This is a genomic window from Streptococcus toyakuensis (assembly GCF_024346585.1).
Lineage (GTDB): Bacteria > Bacillota > Bacilli > Lactobacillales > Streptococcaceae > Streptococcus > Streptococcus toyakuensis.
In genome coordinates this window covers 1,952,253-1,974,790 of record NZ_AP024523.1, presented here as the reverse complement: position 1 = coordinate 1,974,790, position 22,538 = coordinate 1,952,253, and the positions used below count along the sequence as shown (strand labels likewise).

Sequence of the window (22,538 nt, the reverse complement as noted above, 5' to 3'; positions counted from 1 at the left end):
TGGTAAAAACAATGACCATTGCAACGATTGATATCGGAGGGACTGGAATTAAGTTTGCCAGTCTGACTCCTGATGGGAAAATACTGGATAAGACAAGCATTCCAACGCCAGAAAGTTTGGAGGACTTACTAGCTTGGCTAGATCAACGTTTGTCAGAGCAGGATTATAGCGGGATTGCTATGAGCGTTCCAGGCGCGGTCAATCAAGAGACAGGTGTGATTGATGGCTTCAGTGCAGTACCCTACATTCACGGATTTTCTTGGTATGAGGCGCTTAGCTCTTATCAGATTCCTGTCCATCTGGAAAATGATGCCAACTGCGTTGGACTCAGTGAATTACTGGCTCATCCAGAACTTGAAAATGCAGCCTGTGTCGTGATTGGGACAGGGATTGGCGGAGCCATGATTATCAATGGTAGACTTCATCGAGGTCGCCACGGTCTGGGTGGAGAATTTGGCTACATGACAACTCTTGCCCCTGCTGAAAAGCTCAACAACTGGTCGCAATTAGCGTCAACTGGGAATATGGTACGCTACGTGATTGAAAAATCTGGTCAGACTGACTGGGACGGTCGCAAAATTTACCAAGAAGCCGAAGCAGGAAATGCCCTTTGTCAAGAAGCCATTGAGCGGATGAATCGTAATTTGGCGCAAGGCTTGCTCAATATCCAGTATCTCATCGATCCAGATGTCATCAGTCTGGGAGGCTCTATCAGTCAAAATCCAGATTTTATTCAAGGGGTCAAAAAAGCTGTAGATGACTTTGTTGATACCTACGAAGAATACACGGTCACACCCGTCATCCAAGCCTGCACCTATCATGCAGATGCCAATCTCTACGGTGCCCTTGTCAACTGGTTACAGGAGGAAAATCAATGGTAAGATTTACAGGAATTAGCAGTAAACAACATCAAGCTATAGAGTTGCTTCAAAAGCACATTTCTCTACCAGATGTCGAAGTAGCTGTCGCCCAATCTGACCAAGCCTCTATCTCTATCAAGGGTGAGGGTGGACACTATCAACTAACCTATCGCAAACCTCACCAACTCTATCGCGCCTTGTCCTTGTTGGTAACAGCTCTAGCAGAAGGTGATAAAGTAGAGATTAAGGAGAAGGCGGCTTATGAAGATTTAGCCTACATGGCTGACTGTTCTCGAAATGCGGTGCTGAATGTGGCTTCTGCCAAGCAGATGATTGAGGTCTTAGCTCTCATGGGCTACTCAACTTTTGAGCTCTACATGGAAGACACTTACCAGATTGAGGGGCAGCCTTACTTTGGCTATTTCCGTGGAGCTTACTCAGCTGAGGAATTGCAGGAAATTGAAACCTATGCCCAGCAGTTTGACATGATCTTTGTGCCATGTATCCAGACCTTGGCTCACTTGTCAGCCTTCGTCAAATGGGGTGTCAAAGAAGTCCAGGAGCTCCGTGATGTGGAGGATATCCTTCTTATCGGCGAAGAAAAGGTTTATGACCTGATTGATGGTATGTTTGCTACTCTGTCTAAACTACAAACTCGCAAGGTCAATATCGGGATGGACGAAGCCCACTTGGTTGGTTTGGGACGCTACTTGATTCTGAACGGTGTTGTGGATCGTAGTCTCCTCATGTGCCAACACTTGGAGCGCGTGCTGGATATTGCAGACAAATATGGTTTCCACTGCCAGATGTGGAGCGATATGTTCTTTAAACTTATGTCAGTAGATGGGCAGTACGACCGTGATGTGGAAATTCCAGAAGAAACTCGTGTCTACCTAGACCGTCTCAAAGATCGTGTGACCTTGGTTTACTGGGACTATTATCAGGATAGCGAGGAAAAATACAACCGTAACTTTAGTAACCACCACAAGATTAGTCATGACCTTGCCTTTGCGGGGGGTGCTTGGAAGTGGATTGGTTTCACACCCAACAACCATTTCAGCCGTCTCATCGCAGTCGAAGCTAATAAAGCCTGCCGTGCCAATGATATCAAAGAAGTCATCGTGACGGGTTGGGGGGACAATGGTGGGGAAACAGCCCAGTTTTCTATTCTCCCAAGCTTGCAAATCTGGGCTGAACTCAGCTATCGCAATGACCTAGACCATTTGTCTGCTCATTTCCAGACTAATACTGGTCTATCGGTTGAGGACTTTATGCAGATTGACCTAGCTAATCTCTTGCCAGACCTACCAGGTAATCTCAGCGGGATCAATCCTAACCGCTATGTCTTTTATCAGGATGTTCTCTGTCCGATCCTTGACCGACACATGACACCTGAACAGGACAAACCGCACTTCGCTCAGGCTGCTGAGACGCTTGCTAACATTAAAGAAAAAGCTGGCAACTATGCCTACCTCTTTGAAACTCAGGCCCAGTTGAACCAGATTTTAAGTAGCAAAGTGGATGTGGGACGACGCATTCGTCAAGCCTATCAAGTGGATGATAAGGAAAGTCTACAAGAAATCGCCAGACAAGAATTACCAGAACTCAGAAGCCAAATCGAACACTTCCATGCCCTCTTTAGCCACCAATGGCTGAAAGAAAACAAGGTCTTTGGTTTGGATACGGTCGATATCCGTATGGGCGGACTCTTGCAACGCATCAAACGCGCAGAAAGTCGTATTGAGGCTTATCTGGCTGGTCAGATTGACCGCATCGATGAGTTAGAAGTGGAAATCCTGCCATTTACTGACTTTTACGCAGACAAGGACTTCGCAGCCACAACAGCCAACCAATGGCATACCATTGCGACAGCTTCAACCATCTACACGACCTAAAACAAGAACATTGTGTCTTATGAAGAGTGTTTCTCGTGAAACATCCCTTTCTTAAAAAAGTACTCCACATAAAATAATTTGTGGAGTTTTTTTCTATAATTAGTAGTTTAACCTAACCTTCAAATAGGAGTATACTAATAATGTAATCGTTATCAAAAGTCTAAAAAGGAATTTTTAGATGGATATCAAAATAAAAAAGGGAGGAAATTATGAATAAGTTTTCAAAAACCTTGAGAGACAACTGGATCTTTCTCTTAATGGTTTTGCCAGGGGCACTCTGGTTGACTCTATTCTTCTACATTCCAGTATTTGGGAACGTGGTTGCCTTTAAAGACTACCACATGACCAGTAATGGATTTATAGATAGTATCGTGAATAGTAAATGGGTCGGACTCGATAATTTCAGATTCTTGTTTAGTTCAAAAGATGCCTTTATTATCACACGAAATACTGTCCTCTACAATCTCGGCTTTATCTTTATCGGTTTGATTGTATCTGTAGGGATTGCTATCATCCTCAGTGAACTCCGTTCTAAGAGAATGGTTAAGATTTTCCAAACTTCTATGTTGTTCCCTTACTTCTTGTCTTGGGTTATCATCAGTTTCTTTACAGATGCCTTCCTAAACATTGATAAAGGGGTATTCAACCATTTCCTAGAATCTATCGGAATGAAGGAAGTCAATTTCTACGCTGACTTGGGCATCTGGCCATATCTCCTACTTTTCCTAGGTATTTGGAAAGGTTTTGGATATAGCAGTGTCATGTACTATGCGACAATCATGGGAATTGATCCAACCTACTACGAAGCAGCGACAGTGGACGGAGCCAGCAAATGGCAACGAATTCGCAATGTAACCATTCCGCAGTTGACACCATTGGTAACTGTATTGACCATCCTTGCAGTCGGAAATATCTTTCGTGCAGACTTCGGTCTTTTCTACCAAATCCCCCACAATGCTGGTCAGCTTTATAACGTAACCAACGTCTTGGACGTATATGTTTATAATGGTTTGACTCAGACAGCAGATATCGGGATGGCTTCAGCGGCAGGTCTCTATCAATCAGTAGTCGGTTTGATTCTGGTTATCCTATCAAACTTACTGGCAAGACGAGTTGATCCAAACTCAGCCTTGTTCTAGAAAGGAGGAGAATATGGCAGAAAAGAAAATTAAAAAAGAAAAAATTGATAATGTCGGCATTCACTCCTTCAGTAAGAAAGCAGATATCTTCTTTAGTACCATTTCTGGTTTGGTTGCCCTCTCTTGTATCCTACCCTTTGTATTCGTTATCGTTATTTCGGTGACAGATGAAAAGAGTATCCTCCAAAATGGATATAGCTTCTTCCCATCTCAATTTGGCTTAGACGGTTTTGAGTTTTTGGCACAGTTTAAGGATAAAATCCTCCAAGCCCTCTTCATCTCAGTCTTTGTAACAGTGGTGGGGACTATCACAAACGTTTTTATCACAACAACTTATGCCTACGCTATTTCACGGACAACCTTTAAGTATCGCAGATTCTTTACGATTTTTGCCCTTCTTAGTATGTTGTTCAACGCTGGTTTGGTACCGGGCTATATCGTGGTAACTCGTTTACTTCAACTTGGTGATACAGTTTGGGCTTTGATTGTTCCAATGCTTCTCTCACCATTTAACATCATCTTGATGCGTTCCTTCTTCAAGAAGACCATTCCAGAAGCTATTCTAGAATCCGCTCGTATTGATGGTGCTAGTGAGGCCCGGATCTTCTTCCAAATCTGTTTGCCATTGTCACTACCAGGTATTGCAACCATCACGCTCTTGACAGCTCTTGGTTTCTGGAATGACTGGTTCAATGCCCTTCTTTACATCAAGAGTGACAACTTGTATCCATTGCAATATTTGCTCATGCAAATCCAACAAAATATGGATTACATCGCCAAAGCAGTCGGCCTATCTGGTCAACTGGGAGTTGCTCTTCCAAAAGAAACAGGTCGTATGGCCATGGTTGTGGTCGCAACCCTTCCAATCGCGATTTTGTATCCATTCTTCCAACGCTACTTTGTAAAAGGTTTGACTATCGGTGGTGTGAAAGAATAGTACTTGTCGAGAAAAATCATTTCTCATTTCCAAACTTCCCTTGCGTGAAGTTAAGATCATTATATTGTTTATAAGTTTAAAAATAAAAAAAGGAGTTTTTGTCATGAAAAACTGGAAAAAATATGCTTTTGCATCTGCTAGCGTAGTCGCTTTGGCTGCTGGTCTCGCTGCTTGTGGAAACCTTTCAGGTAACAGTAAAAAAGCTGCTGACTCAGCTTCAGGTGAAAAAACTGTTATCAAAATGTACCAAATCGGTGACAAACCAGATAACTTAGATGAATTGCTAGAAAATGCTAACAAAATCATCGGTGAAAAAGTTGGTGCTAAATTGGATATCCAATATCTTGGATGGGGTGACTATGATAAGAAAATGTCAGTTATCACATCATCTGGTGAAAACTACGATATCGCCTTTGCATCTAACTATGTTGTAAATGCTCAAAAAGGTGCCTATGCTGACTTGACTGACTTGTATAAGAAAGAAGGGGCAGAGCTTTATAAAGCACTTGACCCAGCTTACATCAAAGGTAACAGCATTAACGGTAAAATTTACGCAGTTCCAGTTGCAGCCAACGTTGCATCATCTCAAAACTTCGCTTTCAACGGAACTCTTCTTGCTAAATACGGTATCGATATTTCAGGTGTCACTTCATATGAAACACTTGAACCAGTCTTGAAACAAATCAAAGAAAAAGCTCCAGATGTAGTGCCATTTGCGGTTACTAAGAACTTCATCCCATCTGATAACTTTGACTACCCAGTTCCAAACGGACTTCCATTCGTTATCGACCTTGAAGGGGACACTACTAAGATCGTAAACCGTTACGAAGTGCCTCGCTTTAAAGAACACTTGAAGACTCTTCACAAATTCTATGAAGCTGGATACATTCCAAAAGACGTAGCAACAAGCGATACTTCATTTGACCTTCAACAAGATACTTGGTTCGTTCGTGAAGAAACAGTAGGACCAGCTGACTACGGTAACAGCTTGCTTTCACGTGTTGCTAACAAAGATATCCAAATCAAATCATTCACTAACTTCATTAAGAAAAACCAAACAACACAAGTTGCTAACTTTGTCATCTCAAACAACTCTAAGAACAAAGAAAAATCAATGGAAGTGTTGAACCTCTTGAATACGAACCCAGAACTCTTGAACGGTCTTGTTTACGGTCCAGAAGGTAAGAACTGGGAAAAAATTGAAGGTAAAGAAAACCGTGTTCGCGTTCTTGATGGCTACAAAGGAAACACTCACATGGGTGGATGGAACACTGGTAACAACTGGATCCTTTACATCAACGAAAACGTTACAGACCAACAAATCGAAAATTCTAAGAAAGAATTGGCAGAAGCTAAAGAATCTCCAGCGCTTGGATTTATCTTCAATACTGACAATGTGAAATCTGAAATCTCAGCTATTTCTAACACAATGCAACAATTTGATACAGCTATCAACACTGGTACTGTAGACCCAGATAAAGCTATTCCAGAATTGATGGAAAAATTGAAATCTGAAGGTGCCTACGAAAAAGTATTGAACGAAATGCAAAAACAATACGATGAATTCTTGAAAAACAAAAAATAATCAGCTAAATTGATTTCGTGTATTCATTCCTAACTCCTAAAATAAGAATCACTGCTTTCCTCAGGTTGGTCTGGGGAAGGCAGTGATTTTTTGAAACGAGAGCATAGATATCCGTGTTTTCTTATCACTATTTAACCATTCAGGAAATCTTAAGCACCATTTAGGATTTGGAGTAAGGATTTAGGAAAATATCGCTTATATTAGAGATGTTCCAAGTTTACAACGGAGGGTTCACATGAAAAAGTATCAACTTCTATTCAAAATAAGTGCAGTTTTCTCTTACTTATTTTTCGTATTTGGTCTTTCTCATCTGACGCTTATTGTTCAAAATTATTGGCAATTTTCTTCCCAGATTGGCAATTTCGTCTGGATTCAAAATCTTTTGAGTTTGCTATTTAGTGGAGTCATGATTTGGATTCTGTTTAAGACAGGGCACGGCTATCTTTTTCGCATTCCGAGAAAAAAATGGCTTTGGTATTCGATTTTGACAGTATTAGTGGTAGTGCTCCAGATCTCTTTTAACGTTCAGACAGCTAAACATGTTCAATCAACTGCTGAAGGTTGGGCTGTATTGATCGGTTATAGTGGGACCAACTTTGCTGAGCTAGGTATCTATATAACTTTGTTCTTTCTGACTCCACTTATGGAAGAGCTAATCTATAGAGGATTACTGCAACATGCCTTTTTTAAGCATTCGAGATTTGGCCTTGATTTGCTTCTTCCGTCAATTTTATTTGCTCTTCCTCATTTTTCAAGCCTACCTAGTTTGTTAGATATCTTCGTCTTTGCAACATCTGGCATCATCTTTGCTAGTTTGACCCGCTATACCAAGAGTATTTATCCATCCTATGCGGTGCATGTGATTAATAATATTTTCGCGACATTACCATTTTTGCTGACTTTTTTACATAGGGTGTTTGGGTAAAATACTAGCATGAGAGCTAGGAATGATAGTTTTTCAAATATTTCAGGAGGAAAATGAGTATGACACCATTAAAATGGTTTGCCGGAGGAAGCGAAAGACGTAGTGAAGCCATGACGGTCGTTGATTATCTATTGGAAGATATAAAGGCTGCGCCTCAACTTGCTCCCCTGAAAAATCAGTTAGTGATTTATAAAAGAAGATTAAAGAACGATGGGACCTCTACTCCGTTTATTCTGAGTCAAATGAATGTTGATATCTCACGTGTGTTGATTGATAACAAGCTGAGTTTGTCAGAAAGTCAAGCCGAGCAGATAAAGAAATTAAGAGAACTGTCGGCGATTCGTTATGGTTACTGATGGAGTGCAGGGATAAATCCCTTTCTACAATTTCCAGTCAAATAAATTGCATTCGTTTTCTCAAGCAGGTATACTAGTATAGTTAGATGAAAAATTCTGAAAATTTAAGAATAGAAAAGAGAACAAATCTTATGGCAAAAGATATTCGTGTCTTACTTTACTACCTTTATACTCCAATTGAAAATGCAGAGCAATTTGCTGCAGACCACTTGGCTTTCTGTAAATCAATCGGTCTTAAAGGCCGTATCCTAGTTGCTGACGAGGGGATTAACGGAACAGTTTCAGGTGACTACGAAACAACTCAAAAATACATGGACTACGTTCACAGTCTCCCAGGAATGGAAGACCTCTGGTTCAAGATTGACGAAGAAAGTGAACAAGCTTTCAAGAAGATGTTTGTTCGCTATAAGAAAGAAATTGTCCACCTTGGTTTGGAAGACAACGACTTTGACAATGACATCAACCCACTTGAAACAACAGGTGCTTACTTGTCTCCAAAAGAGTTCAAAGAAGCTCTTCTTGACGAAGATACAGTTGTCCTTGACACACGTAACGATTATGAGTACGACCTAGGACACTTCCGTGGGGCTATCCGCCCAGATATCCGCAACTTCCGTGAGTTGCCACAATGGGTTCGTGATAACAAAGAAAAATTCATGGACAAGCGTGTCGTGGTTTACTGTACAGGTGGGGTTCGCTGTGAGAAATTCTCAGGCTGGATGGTCCGTGAAGGCTACAAAGATGTCGGCCAATTGCACGGAGGAATTGCAACTTACGGTAAAGATCCAGAAGTCCAAGGTGAGCTTTGGGATGGGAAAATGTACGTCTTTGACGAGCGTATCGCCGTAGATGTCAACCATGTCAACCCAACTATCGTAGGGAAAGACTGGTTTGATGGAACACCATGTGAACGTTATGTCAACTGTGGAAATCCATTCTGTAACCGTCGTATCTTGACATCAGAAGAAAATGAAGACAAGTACCTTCGTGGATGTTCACACGAGTGCCGTGTTCACCCACGTAACCGCTATGTTTCAGAACATGAATTGACACAAGCTGAAGTTGTCGAGCGCCTAGCCGCTATCGGTGAAAGCTTGGATCAAGCAGCTACTGTATAAGATTAAACAGTCCTTAGGGGCTGTTTTTCTATGCTTTTTACTCAAAAATTAATACTCAATGAAAATCAAAGAGCAAACTAGGAAGCTAGCCGCAGGCTGTACTTGAGTACGGCAAGGCGAAGCTGACGCGGTTTGAATTTGATTTTTGAAGAGTATAAAGTTTGTTTTTGTATCTTTCAGAAAAATAAGGTATACTATATGTAAACGATTTCAAAGGAGTCCAGTTATGACGAAAACATTTTTTATTCCAAATAAACAGAGCATTTTAGGAGAACAAGAGATTTTGACTGCCAAGTCCATCTTGGCCTTGGTAGATGGTTTGGAGTCACATAGCTATGATGCTGTCTATCTTCGTCAGCCTCTTAGCCGTCTTGAATATATTGAGTGTGCGATAGTGGGGCAATCACAATTTCTCTTTAAGGTCAGTTATGCTGATGATCAAAAGGCATATCGTGTCGATCTTCCTGACCTACTCACGAAGACAGACTGGCAGATTATCAAAGCATTTTTAGAAGCCCTGCTTGCTTATACAGGAACTGAGATTGAAGGACTAGATGGTTTTGATTTTGAAGCTTATTTCCAAGCAAGTATCCAAGCCCATCTAGCAGATACTGCAGCTCGTTTTACGATTTGCCAAGGAATTTTTAATCCTGTTTTCTTTAGTCATGAGGACTTGAAAAGCTTTTTAGAGGCAGATGGTTTGGCACAGTTTGAAGCACGTGTACGTGCAGTTCAAGAGACAGATGCTTACTTTGCAAGAGTTTCCTTCTATCAGGATGGAGAAGGACAAGTTCACGGTGTTTACCATCTGGCTCAAGGAGTCAAGACAGTATTACCGAGAGAACCATTTGTTCCTGCTACCTATATTGAGCAATTGCTAGATAAGGAAGTTCAGTGGGAGATTGACTTGGTTCAAATTACAGGAGACGGCTCTAAACCAGAAGACTATGAAGCCATTGCCCGCTTGGACTATGCAAAATTCCTAGAGTCATTACCATCAGCATCTTACCACCAATTAGATGCCAATCAATTAGAAATACAACCCATCCTAGGACAAGATTTTAAAGCATTAGCACAAGAAGAGTAAATCAGAAGCAGGTCAATCGACTTGCTTTTTTGACATAGAAAAAATCCTGCCATGAAAGACAGGATTGCTACTCAATGAAAATCAAAGAGCAAACTAGGAAGCTAGCCGCAGGCTGCTCAAAACACTGTTTTGAGGTTGTAGATGAAACTGACGAAGTCAGTAACCATACATACGGTAAGGCGAAGCTGACGTGGTTTGAAGAGATTTTCGAAGAGTATGAAGTTTAAAGAAAGGCCAAGATACGAAGATAATCTCCAATCAGTGCCACTTCAGCTACAAAGAAGAGGAGGATAATGACTCCGTTCACAAGGACAGACAAGAATAACTGATAGAAGGAGTCGGTTTCACTTGCTTGACTTGGCCTTGTAATGATATGGAGACTAGCAAGCAGAATGATTCCAATGCTAATCACACACAAGAGGGCTGTAAATCGCAGGCTATCAAAGAAGGCAAAGAAACTAGCAATAGCAGTGAGGAAGATTGGAATTGCCAAGAGTTGACTATATTGTTGGAGAACCTTTTCTAGCGTCCAGTCCTTTTCTTGGTAGATAAATCGTCTCACAACGAAACTACCCAAGAGGAATGAAAAGAAGAAGAGTGTGGTTGCTACTAGGATAGAGATGATTGAAAAGAGAGTTAAAGGAGCTAGTTGTTCAGGGAAGTGGCTGTTTATAGTTGCTATATGTCCATAGTAGGCTTGTTTGATGTGATAGATACTAAAGAAAAAGGAAGATGCAGAAAACAGAATGAGCAAGAGAAAGGCTGTGTAACTGTGTGTGCTACTTGTTTCAAGCTTGCTTGTAGGAGATTTGATCGCTTCCACTAGCCAAGACCAAAAATCAAGCACTTGCTCTTTCCATTTATCCGTAGATTTTGGAGCTTGGTCGGGGATATAGGGACTTTCTAAGGATTTGCTGATAAGAAGTGGCTCTTTCGTAGTTGTTTTTTGCTGCGGAAGTGCTTCTTGACTCTCTTCAGCTATAGTGACTTTTTCTGTTTCTTTAGAAAGGTCTGGCTCTTCTTCAGTAGAATTAGACGCTTTCTTTTCTTCTATTTCTGTTCTCGCTTCACTGTCTTCAGGAGCTTCAATTTTCTCTTCTTGCTGGCTTTCCAGTTTGACTGCAGCTTGAGAGACTTCCTCCTCTACTTGAGTATTTTTTTCAATTGGCGTATCGAGATTAGCTATCGTTTCTTCAGCCTTGTCTGCAACCTCTTGAGCTTGCTCTTCAGGTTTGTTCTTGCTTGTTGTTTTTACAAAATCATTACTTTCAAACCATTCTTGTTTCATGGTAGAACCTCCTTTTTAGTTAGATAAATATGCTTCCATAGTAGCGAATGTAAGCGTTTTTGTCAACGTCTGCTTGGTGTGGATATTAGTTCAATATCATCATCAGATTTCGCAATGAGTTGATCCTTGACATCGGTTTTTTCAGTTTTGTAAGGGTTGCTTAATTCCGTGCCTCTTGATTCAGGCTTTTCTCTTGTGAATTGGTGGATAGAACCATAGTTGCTTGAGATGTCCCAGTTAATTCGTTGGCTCTCTTTCTGGTCTAGGATGATTCTGAGATAATATTTGGCAGTCAGTTCAACCCTACCATGGACTTGGATATTTTCAGCGTGGAAGTGATGTTCTGTTGACTCTAGCTGACTATCTGTAAGGTCTGTATCAAAGATATTAATGATATTAGGGGTTGTGAGTTTACTGTTTTTGATACGACTTCCTTCAATTCGGAGGAGATAGCCATTATTGGTATTGAGGGTCGCATTTTCAAGGCTGGCATTGGTGATACTGGTTTGACCGCGATTTGCTGAGATGTTGATTCCTTTTAGAGTTCTCCCTTTTGGCAATTGGAGAATAACTTCTTCAAAACGACGAGAGTAGCTGCTTGCGATATGGAGAATCCCGCCAATTCCAGAAGAGAGAAATGGAGTTTCAGACAGTTTCTTATCAGTGAGGGTCAGCGTTTTATCGTTCTGATTTGTGATAAGATCATGGTGAGCAGAAAGAGATGGATGGTAAGAAATGTGGATTTGATCATCGAAAGAGTCTGTGATGGTCAGTGCGTGTTGATGGAGAGTAATCTCTAGGTTTTCGACTTCCTTGCCAAAGGTCAACTCTTCCATCCGACTATCATAGACAGGCTCCTTGGACATGGCAAGCAGACTCTTAATCCCGTCAGATTGGATTCCTACAAAGAGCAGGATAAAGCCGATAATGGTAGTCACCACACCAAAAATGAGAAATCCTTTTGTCCATTTACGCATGCTGGTCACCTCTCTTTCCTTTTTTGAGAACAAATTGCACCAGGCGAACAATGAGTAGGCCGAAGAAGCGGGCTACATAGGAAATACCTAGTAAGACTAGTGAAGAAGCACCGATAGCCAGTAAACCAGAACCAAAAATCAAGATAAAGGCTGATTTGGCTTGGGCGAGGACAGTGAAACTTTCAACTAAAAATAGGAATCCGCCGATGATACCAAGTATGGAGACCGCAAAGAAAGCCAAGATGACAGTCAAGGCTGCCACAAGGATTGCGAACAGAGACACGAGGATGGCGATTCCCAGAGGAATACCGATGGGGGCTGCAAGGAGGGCTAACAAGGCGATATGCAAAATTTGTCGGTTATTTTTTTGAGCGGGTGCCTCATTGATTTTTTTATCGAGAAGATTGGAGAGGACTTCGTGAGCTGCTTCCTTAGGAGTTCCTAAGCTAGCGATGAGTTCTTCCTCTCCTTCGACTCCAGCATCGTCAAAGAGTTCCCTGAAATAGTCCATGGCTTCAATTTGGTCAGCCTGAGGCAGTTTTTTGAGATAAAGTTCTAGCTGAGTCAGGTATTCAGTTCTTGTCATGGCGGATACTCCCTTCTATGATGCCATTGATGGTGTCTGTATAGAGTGTCCATTCATCTTTTAGGGTCACGAGCTGTTCTATACCACCATTTGTCAAGGAGTAGTATTTGCGCATGCGACCTTGGAACTCTCTAGAATAGGTTGTCAGAAAGCTATTGCCTTCCAATTTTTTTAGGATAGGATAGAGTGTGGATTCTTTGATATTAGCGATCAGCTTAATGGTTTGGCTAATCTCATAACCATAAGAATCCCCTTTTTCCAGTACGGCCAAGATGAGAAATTCAATCAAGGCAGAGGATGTTGGAAAGTACATGGGAAACCTCCTTTTCTAATGTGTAAGATTTTTATATATAATTTTTCTACACATACATTGTACATCTAAAAGAAAGCCCTGTCAAGAGAAATGTGTAAAATTTTTATATATAAAAAACTTCTAGGCAAAACTAGAAGTTTAGAGGATTTTATCGGCTCTGTCCACTGTAAAGAGGGCTACAGTCATCAGGATATCCACCAGTAAGAGGGCAGCTACAGCTGGTACCCAAGAGTGGAAAAGGTCAAAACTGTAACCGAAGAGAGTTGGCCCAAAGGCTGCTAGGATATAGCCTCCTGTTTGAGATAAACCAGACAATTGGGCTGTCTTTTCAGGAGCGCTTGTCTTGAGTGAAAAGTTGACCATGAGATAAGGGAAGAGGGCGCTGGTCGCGGTTCCGATGAGGAGATGGATGGCAAGCCAGTAAAAGAAATTACCGATTGGGAAAAAGAGCATGGAAATGCCGACAACACCAGCTAGTGAAACCAGAGTGAGCATGAGCTGACGGTTGCGAGTAGATAAACTGGTTGTCAGGCTTGGGATAGTCATTGAAAAAGGAATGCTAATCAGAGAGAAGATAGAGGTCAGCAAGCCAGCTTCGTGACTGGATAGGCCTGCGTGGATAGCCATGGTCGGTAGCCAAGTCATAGCAGTGTAAAAGAGCAAGGATTGAAAACCTGCAAAGACAATAACTGCCCAGACCTGTTTATTATGCATGACCTTTGTTTTGCTTTTTTGTTTGGTTTGTGGAGCCAGTCTGTGATTATAGCGGTGATTAGGCAGCCAGACCAAAAAAGTTGCTAGACAGAGCAGGGTGAGGAGGATGATAAGTCCTTTCCAAGAACTGGCTTGTGTAATAGGCACAGCCAGATAGGAGGCCAGAGCCGTTGCAATCCCCATAGAGGTTACATATAAGGTGGTCAGAAAACCAATTTTCTTTGGTTGATTGGCTTGGATAAGACTAGGAAGCAGAACATTGATGACTGCGATACTTGCCCCAACCATCAAGGTTCCTAGATAGAGCAGAGGCAGATTGATTAGTCTAATGAGAGAACCGATGGTCAAGAAGAAAAGGCTGTAGGTGAAGAGATGCTCCAAGCCGATTTTTTGAGCCAGTCGGGTAGAAAATAGCGAGAAGAGAGTAAACATGAGGAGGGGAAGGCTGGTCAAGACACCAAGCGAACTAACTTCTACTCCCAGCCCTTGCGAAATATCTCCCAATATAATGGGTAAAACAGTAAAAGGAGTCCGCAAGGAAACACCAATCAGGATAATACCTGGAACAAAAAAGAGTGATTGCTTTTTCATATAATACCTCTTCTAGCTGATTTTAATAACAGCTTATTTTAAGGCTTTTTCCCTATAATGTCAAGTAAGGTTTTGGGCTTTCAAGATAAAAATGGGAAAGTCTTGAAAATTATGATAAAATAGTGGAAGGAAATCTATACATTGGAGAAAAACTGTGTCTGAAAAGCAAAAAATCAGCGTATTGATGTCGGTCTATATCAAGGAAAATCCGACATTTTTAAAGGATGCTATTGATAGTGTTCAAAATCAGACCCTGAAACCGAGCGAATTGGTTCTGGTTGAGGATGGGCCTTTGACACCTGAGCTCTATCAGGTATTAGACCAGCTTGAAGTTGAGTCTGATATTCCAGTGAAACGCTATCCTCTTGAGCAGAATCAAGGTTTGGGTCTGGCTCTTCGACAGGGTGTTTTGCAGTGTCAGTATGATATTATTGCCCGTATGGATACGGATGATATAGCTGTTCCAGACCGTTTTGAGAAACAGGTTCAGCTAATGGAGAAGGACAAGCTCGACCTATTAGGTGGACATATTGCAGAATTTATTGACAATCCTGATGAGATCGTTTCTTACCGTCGTGTTCCAACCCAGCATGCAGATATTGTAGCTTATCAAAGGATGAGAAGTGCCTTTAACCACATGACTGTCATGTTCAAGAAGGATACGGTTCTCAAGGCAGGCAACTATGAGGATGGCCTTTATATGGAGGATGACCTCCTCTGGCTCAACATGATTGCTGCAGGAGCTAAGACTGGAAATCTGGATCAAATCTTGTGTAAGGTTCGTGTTGGAGCAGGAATGTTTGAGCGTCGTGGGGGACTGCGTTACCTCAAACTCTATCGTCAAGCTCGTCAACGCATGCTGAAGCGAGGACAAATTTCTTACATGGAGTATGCCAAGAGTGTTGCCATTCAGATGGTGGTTGCCCTTTGTCCAGGATTTGTCCGACAGTTTATTTTTATGAAACTGTTACGAAAAAGCAAGTAAAAGATTGTAGCAAATCGTAAACTTTAGAAAAAGTGTTATAATAACAATATAACTATCCAGCTCTTTTAAGGAGGAGTAAATTTCTATGAATAAAAAACTCACAGATTATGTGATTGATCTGGTGGAAATTTTAAATAAACAACAAAAACAGGTTTTCTGGGGAATATTTGATATTTTGAGTATGGTGGTTTCCATTATTGTATCTTATATCTTATTCTATGGCTTGATTAATCCAGCACCTGTTGACTACATTATCTATACGAGTTTGGCCTTCCTGTTCTATCAATTGATGATTGGATTTTGGGGGCTGAACGCTAGTATTAGTCGTTACAGCAAGATTACGGATTTCATGAAAATCTTTTTTGGTGTGACTGCTAGCAGTATCTTGTCATATAGTATCTGCTATGCCTTCTTGCCACTTTTTTCAATCCGTTTCATCATTCTCTTTATCTTGTTGAGTACTTTCTTGATTTTATTGCCACGGATTACTTGGCAGTTAATCTACTCTAAACGCAAAAAGGGAAGTGGTGATGGAGAACACCGTCGGACCTTCTTGATTGGTGCCGGTGATGGTGGAGCCCTCTTTATGGATAGTTACCAACATCCAACTAGTGAATTAGAACTTGTCGGTATTTTGGACAAGGATTCTAAGAAAAAGGGCCAAAAACTTGGTGGAATCCCTGTTTTGGGTTCATATGATGATCTGCCTGAATTAGCCAAACGCCATCAAATCGAGCGTGTTATCGTTGCGATTCCGTCGCTTGACCCGTCAGAATATGAACGTATCTTGCAGATGTGTAATAAGCTGGGTGTCAAGTGTTACAAGATGCCTAAGGTTGAAACGGTTGTTCAAGGACTTCACCAAGCAGGTACTGGCTTCCAAAAAATTGATATTACGGACCTTTTGGGACGTCAGGAAATTCGTCTTGATGAATCGCGTCTGGGCGCAGAACTGACAGGTAAGACAATCTTGGTTACAGGTGCTGGTGGCTCAATCGGTTCTGAAATCTGTCGCCAAGTTAGTCGCTTCAATCCTGAACGCATCGTCTTGCTCGGTCATGGGGAAAACTCAATCTACCTTGTTTATCATGAATTGATTCGCAAGTTCCAAGGGATTGATTATGTACCGGTTATTGCCGATATTCAAGACTATGACCGTCTCTTGCAAGTCTTTGAACAGTACAAGCCAGCTATTGTTTATCATGCGGCTGCTCACAAGCACGTTCCTATGATGGAGCGCAATCCAAAAGAAGCCTTCAAAAACAATATCCGTGGAACTTACAACGTTGCTAAGGCTGTTGATGAAGCCAAAGTACCTAAGATGGTTATGATTTCGACAGATAAGGCGGTTAATCCACCAAATGTTATGGGAGCAACCAAGCGCGTGGCTGAGTTGATTGTCACTGGCTTTAACCAACGTAGCCAATCGACCTACTGTGCGGTTCGTTTTGGGAATGTTCTTGGTAGCCGTGGTAGTGTCATTCCAGTCTTTGAACGTCAGATTGCTGAAGGCGGTCCTGTAACGGTGACAGACTTCCGCATGACCCGTTACTTTATGACTATTCCAGAAGCTAGCCGTTTGGTTATCCATGCTGGTGCTTATGCCAAGGATGGGGAAGTCTTTATCCTTGATATGGGCAAACCAGTCAAGATTTATGACTTGGCCAAGAAAATGGTCCTTCTAAGTGGACACACCGAAAGTGAAATTCCAATCGTTGAAGTTGGAATCCGCCCAGGTGAAAAACTTTACGAAGAACTCTTGGTATCAACCGAACTTGTTGATAACCAAGTTATGGATAAGATTTTCGTTGGTAAGGTCAATGTTATGCCTTTAGAAGCCATCGATCAAAAGATTGAAGAGTTCCGCACTCTCAGTGGAGATGAGTTGAAGCAAGCTATTATCGCCTTTGCCAATCAAACTACCCACGTTGAATAAAAACAGAAAAACGCATATTATCAGTTCTGAAGAATCTTGGTAATATGCGTTTTGTTATGTAGAGACTTACTTTATTTTCTTCTGAAATGGGGTTGTCGCCCAGTCTATGTTATTGAAAATACTCCAAAACTTCTATGGGTTTGTGAGCGATAAAATCAGGATGATAGTTTAGCAAGTCTGCTTGCTCTCCAAATCCCCAAGTGACGGCCAATTTCTGAATGCCTGTTTCTTGAGCTCCCATCATATCAAACTTGGTATCTCCGATGATGATGGCTTGTTCTGGTGCTAGTTGATGTGTCTGTAAGGCTTGGCGAATGACATCTGCCTTATGGGGTGCTTTAGGGCTGGAACCATAAATGCCATCAAAGAAATGATGGATTCCCAAGTTTTTAGTCATATCTTGAGCGGTAGGGGTATTCTTTGTAGTGGTGATATAAAGAGGGTAATTCTTAGATAGTTCTTGAAGCAAGTCTACAATCTGAGGAAAGAGTTGAGCTTCATGGATGCCTTTCTCCTTATAGTAAGAACGGTATATCTGCACGGCTTCAGAAATTCGTTCTTTGGGCAGGCAGGTTGCAAAACTACTTTCAAGGGGCGGTCCCATAAAACCACGAATAGTTTTGGCATCAGGGCTAGGCACCCCGAGCTCCTTAAAAGTATGAGTAAAGGCATTGTGAATCCCGATAGAACTGTCAACGAGGGTTCCATCCAGATCGAAAAAAATCGCTGTGATAGAGGTCATGGTTTCTCCTATTTTGATAAGTTATTCTCCGAAAATTTCTTTTTGGAGGCGACGACCAGTAGGAGTGGCAGCGAGTCCACCTTCAGCTGTTTCACGAAAGGCAGTTGGCATGCTTGCTCCTACTTGGTACATGGCATCGATAACCTCATCCACAGGGATTTTAGATTCGATACCTGCCAGGGCCATGTCTGCTGCGATGAAGGCAAAGCTAGCTCCCATGGCATTGCGTTTGACACAGGGAACTTCGACCAAGCCGGCAACAGGGTCACAGATGAGGCCTAGCATATTTTTAATGACAAAGGCAATGGCCTGACTAGCCTGATAAGGTGTTCCACCGGCAGCTAGAGTCAAGGCTGCAGCACTCATAGCAGAGGCCGAACCAACCTCGGCCTGACAGCCACCTTCAGCCCCTGAGATAGAGGCATTGTTTGCGATGACTAGTCCAAAGGCACCAGCAGCAAAGAGGAAATCCAGCTGTTGCTCGTGGCTGAGGTCTAATTTTTCAATAGCAGCTGTTAGAACTGAGGGCAGACAGCCAGCACTTCCTGCGGTCGGAGTGGCACAAACCAAGCCCATTTTGGCATTGTGTTCATTGACTGCAATGGCATTTCGGGCAGCAGAGAGAATCGTGTAATCTGACAGAGTTTTTCCGTTTTTGATGTAGTGATCCAATTTGGCAGCATCTCCACCTGTCAGGCCACTACGAGATTTATTTTCATTGAGGCCAAGTTGGACAGAGGCTTTCATGACTTCTAGATTGCGTTCCATGAGAAGGAAGACTTCTTCACGTTCGCGACCAGTCAATTCAAACTCTGTTGTAATCATGAGTTCTGCGACATTTCCTTGAAAGTCCAGTTCTGCCTGCTCGACCAATTCTTTGATAGAATAAAACATGCTTCCTCCTATTTAAAGAAATTGACATTGTGGAGATGAGGGATTTTTCGAATTTCTTCGATAGCCTCATCACAGTTGCGACTGTCAACTTCGATAATCATAATAGCTTTTTCACCAGCTTTTTCACGAGTAACATTCATCTGGGCGATATTGATATCATAGCGGGAAAGGGCCTCTGTTACGAGGGCAATCATACCTGGAATATCTTGATGAACAATGATGATAGTCGGTGTATTCATATTGAGAGAGACGGCAAAGCCATTGAGTTCGGTGACCTGAATATTCCCTCCACCGATAGAAATACCAGTCACGCTGATGGTCTTGTGAGCATTTTTGACGGTAATTTTAGTGGTGTTTGGATGAGGAGCATTACTGTCTTTCTGAATGGTCCAGACAATCTTGATGCCACGCTTGTGGGCAATTTCCAGGCTGTTTGGGATTTCAGGATCATCTGTATCCATGCCCAAAATACCTGCAACAAGGGCTAGGTCTGTTCCGTGACCACGATAGGTTTTGGCAAATGAGTTAAATAGTTGGAATTCGACTTCTGTCGGAGTATCATCAAAAATGGAAGAGACAATCTTCCCAATACGAACAGCACCAGCGGTATGACTACTAGATGGGCCAATCATAACTGGTCCGATGATATCAAAGACAGATTGAAAACGAAGTGATTTCATCAGTTTCCCCTTATAAAAATTCTTATCTCTATTATATCAAAGAATGAAGGTCTTGGCTTTAATTGTGGATAAAAACCTTTTTACACTACAAATAGCATAAAAAAGCATCTTTTGTAACAAAAAATAGCTTATTTAGGGAAATAAAAAATAATTTTGTAATATTTCTACATAAAAGTGTCAAGAAACAGTAATATTTAAAGGGTATGATAGTACTATAGAAAGAAGGAGAATTTTCGAATATGAAATCAACAACTAAAAAGATTAAAACAACTCTTGCAGGAGTAGCTGCCTTGTTTGCAGTATTTGCTCCATCATTTGTATCTGCTCAAGAATCATCAACTTACACTGTTAAAGAAGGTGATACACTTTCAGAAATCGCTGAAACTCACAACACAACTGTTGAGAAATTGGCAGAAAACAACCACATCGACAACGTTCATTTGATTTATGTTGGTCAAGAGTTGGTTATCGATGGTCCTGTAGCACCTGTTGCAACACCATCGCCAGCTACTTATGCGGCACCAGCTGCTCAAGATGAAACTGTTTCAGCTCCAGTAGCAGAAACTACAGAAGTAGTAGAAGAAGCAGCACCAGCTGCAAGCGCTCCTGTAGCAGAAGAAACTGTTGCTGCAGCAGAAACTTCAGCACCAGTTGCAACTGTAAGTGGATCTGAAGCAGAAGCTAAAGAATGGATTGCACAAAAAGAATCAGGTGGTAGCTATACAGCTACAAACGGCCAATACATTGGACGTTACCAATTGACAGATTCATACTTGAACGGTGACTACTCAGCTGAAAACCAAGAGCGTGTAGCAGATGCTTACGTTGCAGGACGTTACGGTTCATGGTCAGCCGCTAAAAACTTCTGGCTTAACAACGGCTGGTATTAAGAAATAACGAACAGAATAATATGAAAAGGTCGAGGAAATCCCTCGACTTTTTTATCTTTCCTTCGGTTGATAATAGGTCTCCACTTCTTTTTTGAGAAAGGCTAGAATGGAAGTTTCATCGGTCAGCTCCAGAAGGGAGAACCCTTTTTGGATAAGTTTAGCATCATCCCTACAAATCCCAATACGGACATAGCAGATAGCAAGCATATCGCAGCTTTTCTTGTTCTTGGCATCCTCTAGTAAAGTATAGCAGATTTGTTGACACATGTTTTTGTCTTGATGGTATAAGTAAATGGTGGAAAGGTTGAGTAGGATTGCCATTCGCAAGTCATATAAATGTTGGTAGTTTTTATAGACTTCCAAGCGTTGCAAGATTTTTCCAGTGATGAGATGGAGGTGTTTAATTGGAAAGCTGAAAAGGATGGTATTGAGGATTTTTAGGTCACTTTCATACCATGTATCTTGTTTTTCAATTTTTTCCCAAAGTTTTGTGACAGTTTGTTTCACTTGGTCTGACAGTTTCTCTGTACCATGTTGACGGATATGAATGACAACTTCAAGCATATCCCTGATTTCTTCTATAGGCAGGTCGTGATGGGTCTTGAGATAGTTTTGGCATGTTTCAAAAAAATGAACTAGACCACTGCCACCAATGATGGAATTCATATTGAGATAAGTTTGCATGATTTCTGTCCGTTGGCTCGGCTGATAGAGATGGCAGATGTAGTCAAACTCTTCAAAACTCATATTCATTTGCCGGAGAAGAAAATCCATATTTTCATATTTAGGAGTTGCCTTACCACTTTCAATCTTTGATAGGCTAGTTCTTGAAAGAACATTTCCACAGACCTCTTCTTGGGTCAATCCTTTTGACTCTCGTATTTCTTTATAGACCTTTCCAAAATCATAACGCATGATTTACTCCTTTTCGTGAAAAAAGTTAACAAACAATAAAATCCTATTAAAAATATTGTATCATAGTAATATAAAAAGTAGAAAATAAAACTAAAATAAGTTTGTGGAAAAGCTTGGTGTAATTTTAAAATGGGCTTAACAGTACTATGATGTAGTTAGAAAAGGGGTGGAAAAATGTTTAAAAATAAGGAGCTTTTTCGAGTAGTCATGATATTTGTGATAGGAACTATCCTAATTTTAATGACACCCGTCTTATTTAAAGTTGTTATGGAACTATTTTCAAAATAAATACGACTCTGCTTTAGGTAGAGTCGTGAATCAGGAGGTTAAGTGATGAACTACAATGTAAAATATCTCTTATCAGGAATATTTATTATAGTCTTTATAGGTTTTCTAGTCTGGATGCGTTATTTTAATCAGAAGAAGGAAGAAGAGCATTCGGATGTGTCTTTTGAAGCGAGATTAGACAGTGAGGTTAAGACATTATATAAACAACTAGGATTGGGTGAGGAGCCTCATTATTTCTTAGCCTATCGCTACCTACATTCCTGGTTTAATTTGGCGATTTTACCACCAACAGTTGAAATTTTCTTAACTAAAATAGCGCTGGTGATGGTGACTCCAGATGAACTACTGATAAGAAATCTTGGGAATGGGATGACTTTCACAAGTGAGCACCATCGTGATTTGCGACAAGGACTTATCCGCATTCCAAAATCAGAGATGAAAGAATTTGAGATTCGCAACTGGAAAAGAGTTTTTATATTTGGCGATTTTTTGACAATTAAAACAAGCCAACATAGCTATTATTTGCAGGTTAGAGATGATGGACTTCAAAAAGGAAGTCTTTCTACCAAACACTTCTCCGACTTGAAACGACAAGATTTTCTCGGGTTATTGACAGATAAACGGACATTTTGATAGACGCTTGCTCAAAAAACTAACCTCTAAACATTCAAAAACCACACAGTGTTTTCAGCCTTGAACACAATTAAGCTGAGAGAATCACTGTGTGGTTTTATTGGAAAGTTAGTTTTTCCCAGCCTCTTTTTGCTTACATGTAGGGAAATCTGTTCACTCTTTGTAGCCAATTTGATATAATCTTCTCAAAAAGTAGTATAATGT

General features: G+C 41.2%; 23 protein-coding genes. 14 read left to right on the top strand and 9 right to left on the bottom strand.

Going from position 1 to position 22,538, the window contains the following annotated elements; translation table 11 throughout:
* Positions 1-11: 11 nt before the first annotated feature.
* The 10 genes from STYK_RS09870 (at position 12) to STYK_RS09825 (ending at position 10,129) form a co-directional block, all read left to right on the top strand.
* Positions 12-881, top strand: coding sequence for an ROK family protein (locus STYK_RS09870; RefSeq protein WP_049501978.1), 870 nt, complete (start codon positions 12-14; stop codon positions 879-881).
* Positions 875-2,755 (top strand): beta-N-acetylhexosaminidase, encoded by a 1,881-nt coding sequence (locus STYK_RS09865; protein WP_261804975.1) that lies wholly within the window; start codon positions 875-877, stop codon positions 2,753-2,755. The genes STYK_RS09870 and STYK_RS09865 overlap by 7 nt, the downstream gene beginning before the upstream one ends.
* A 209-nt stretch (positions 2,756-2,964) precedes the next feature.
* Entirely contained in the window at positions 2,965-3,894 is a 930-nt protein-coding gene (locus STYK_RS09860) for an ABC transporter permease (protein WP_049515574.1), read from the top strand.
* 13 nt (positions 3,895-3,907) lie between these two features.
* Positions 3,908-4,831 carry a carbohydrate ABC transporter permease gene (locus tag STYK_RS09855; RefSeq protein WP_000818353.1) on the top strand — a complete coding sequence of 308 codons (924 nt, stop codon included), beginning with the start codon at positions 3,908-3,910 and terminating at the stop codon, positions 4,829-4,831.
* A 103-nt stretch (positions 4,832-4,934) separates the two neighbouring features.
* Positions 4,935-6,416: an ABC transporter substrate-binding protein gene (locus STYK_RS09850; RefSeq protein ID WP_261804974.1), complete on the top strand. Its 1,482-nt coding sequence runs from the start codon at positions 4,935-4,937 to the stop codon at positions 6,414-6,416.
* Between the two features lie 235 nt (positions 6,417-6,651).
* Entirely contained in the window at positions 6,652-7,341 is a 690-nt protein-coding gene (locus STYK_RS09845) for a CPBP family intramembrane glutamic endopeptidase (protein WP_049543195.1), read from the top strand.
* Between the two features lie 59 nt (positions 7,342-7,400).
* A complete protein-coding gene (locus STYK_RS09840; RefSeq protein WP_261033919.1) occupies positions 7,401-7,697 on the top strand; it encodes a bacteriocin immunity protein in 297 nt (98 codons plus the stop codon).
* A gap of 131 nt (positions 7,698-7,828) precedes the next feature.
* Complete coding sequence (trhO, locus tag STYK_RS09835; RefSeq protein WP_001030020.1) at positions 7,829-8,815, top strand: oxygen-dependent tRNA uridine(34) hydroxylase TrhO; 987 nt, start codon at positions 7,829-7,831, stop codon at positions 8,813-8,815.
* A gap of 226 nt (positions 8,816-9,041) precedes the next feature.
* Positions 9,042-9,902, top strand: coding sequence for a DUF4299 domain-containing protein (locus STYK_RS09830; protein ID WP_261804973.1), 861 nt, complete (start codon positions 9,042-9,044; stop codon positions 9,900-9,902).
* A gap of 74 nt (positions 9,903-9,976) precedes the next feature.
* Positions 9,977-10,129 (top strand): hypothetical protein, encoded by a 153-nt coding sequence (locus STYK_RS09825; protein ID WP_000692984.1) that lies wholly within the window; start codon positions 9,977-9,979, stop codon positions 10,127-10,129.
* On the opposite strand, the gene STYK_RS09820 is transcribed toward STYK_RS09825, so the two are convergent.
* The 5 genes from STYK_RS09820 to STYK_RS09800 all read right to left on the bottom strand — a co-directional run bounded on the left by STYK_RS09820 (position 10,126) and on the right by STYK_RS09800 (position 14,371).
* Positions 10,126-11,190, bottom strand: a complete 1,065-nt coding sequence (locus STYK_RS09820; protein ID WP_261804972.1) for a DUF6574 domain-containing protein — start codon at positions 11,188-11,190, stop codon at positions 10,126-10,128. The two genes, STYK_RS09825 and STYK_RS09820, sit on opposite strands and share 4 nt — an antisense overlap.
* A gap of 62 nt (positions 11,191-11,252) precedes the next feature.
* Positions 11,253-12,167: a DUF4097 domain-containing protein gene (locus STYK_RS09815; RefSeq protein ID WP_261804971.1), complete on the bottom strand. Its 915-nt coding sequence runs from the start codon at positions 12,165-12,167 to the stop codon at positions 11,253-11,255.
* Positions 12,160-12,753, bottom strand: a complete 594-nt coding sequence (locus STYK_RS09810) for a DUF1700 domain-containing protein (RefSeq protein WP_000198700.1) — start codon at positions 12,751-12,753, stop codon at positions 12,160-12,162. Before STYK_RS09810 ends, STYK_RS09815 begins: the two co-directional genes overlap by 8 nt.
* On the bottom strand, positions 12,740-13,066 hold the full coding sequence (locus tag STYK_RS09805) for a PadR family transcriptional regulator (RefSeq protein ID WP_100104776.1): 327 nt from the start codon (positions 13,064-13,066) through the stop codon (positions 12,740-12,742). The genes STYK_RS09810 and STYK_RS09805 overlap by 14 nt, the downstream gene beginning before the upstream one ends.
* A 138-nt stretch (positions 13,067-13,204) precedes the next feature.
* Positions 13,205-14,371 carry a CynX/NimT family MFS transporter gene (locus STYK_RS09800; protein WP_261024626.1) on the bottom strand — a complete coding sequence of 389 codons (1,167 nt, stop codon included), beginning with the start codon at positions 14,369-14,371 and terminating at the stop codon, positions 13,205-13,207.
* 154 nt (positions 14,372-14,525) lie between these two features.
* On the opposite strand from STYK_RS09800, the gene STYK_RS09795 reads away from it, so the two are divergent.
* Both STYK_RS09795 and STYK_RS09790 read left to right on the top strand, forming a co-directional pair.
* The gene (locus tag STYK_RS09795; RefSeq protein ID WP_261804970.1) at positions 14,526-15,356 is read left to right on the top strand and encodes a glycosyltransferase; all 831 of its coding nucleotides are present in this window, start codon (positions 14,526-14,528) and stop codon (positions 15,354-15,356) included.
* 85 nt (positions 15,357-15,441) lie between these two features.
* A complete protein-coding gene (locus STYK_RS09790) occupies positions 15,442-17,292 on the top strand; it encodes a polysaccharide biosynthesis protein (protein WP_001035713.1) in 1,851 nt (616 codons plus the stop codon).
* 109 nt (positions 17,293-17,401) lie between these two features.
* On the opposite strand, the gene STYK_RS09785 is transcribed toward STYK_RS09790, so the two are convergent.
* From STYK_RS09785 to sdaAB, 3 genes are read right to left on the bottom strand one after another with little or no spacing between them, the layout of a single operon-like run.
* Positions 17,402-18,034 carry an HAD family hydrolase gene (locus STYK_RS09785; RefSeq protein ID WP_261804969.1) on the bottom strand — a complete coding sequence of 211 codons (633 nt, stop codon included), beginning with the start codon at positions 18,032-18,034 and terminating at the stop codon, positions 17,402-17,404.
* A 21-nt stretch (positions 18,035-18,055) separates the two neighbouring features.
* On the bottom strand, positions 18,056-18,928 hold the full coding sequence (gene sdaAA / locus STYK_RS09780) for an L-serine ammonia-lyase, iron-sulfur-dependent, subunit alpha (RefSeq protein WP_000500050.1): 873 nt from the start codon (positions 18,926-18,928) through the stop codon (positions 18,056-18,058).
* A gap of 8 nt (positions 18,929-18,936) precedes the next feature.
* Positions 18,937-19,608: an L-serine ammonia-lyase, iron-sulfur-dependent subunit beta gene (sdaAB, locus tag STYK_RS09775; protein WP_000838909.1), complete on the bottom strand. Its 672-nt coding sequence runs from the start codon at positions 19,606-19,608 to the stop codon at positions 18,937-18,939.
* 239 nt (positions 19,609-19,847) lie between these two features.
* Between sdaAB and apf the strand changes: the two genes are divergently transcribed.
* A complete protein-coding gene (gene apf / locus STYK_RS09770; protein ID WP_261804968.1) occupies positions 19,848-20,498 on the top strand; it encodes an aggregation-promoting factor in 651 nt (216 codons plus the stop codon).
* Between the two features lie 51 nt (positions 20,499-20,549).
* Here apf and STYK_RS09765 read toward each other — a convergent pair whose 3' ends face one another.
* Positions 20,550-21,413 carry a helix-turn-helix domain-containing protein gene (locus STYK_RS09765; protein WP_261804967.1) on the bottom strand — a complete coding sequence of 288 codons (864 nt, stop codon included), beginning with the start codon at positions 21,411-21,413 and terminating at the stop codon, positions 20,550-20,552.
* Positions 21,414-21,746: 333 nt separating this feature from the next.
* Between STYK_RS09765 and STYK_RS09760 the strand changes: the two genes are divergently transcribed.
* Complete coding sequence (locus tag STYK_RS09760) at positions 21,747-22,334, top strand: hypothetical protein (protein WP_261804966.1); 588 nt, start codon at positions 21,747-21,749, stop codon at positions 22,332-22,334.
* The last annotated feature ends 204 nt before the right edge of the window (positions 22,335-22,538 follow it).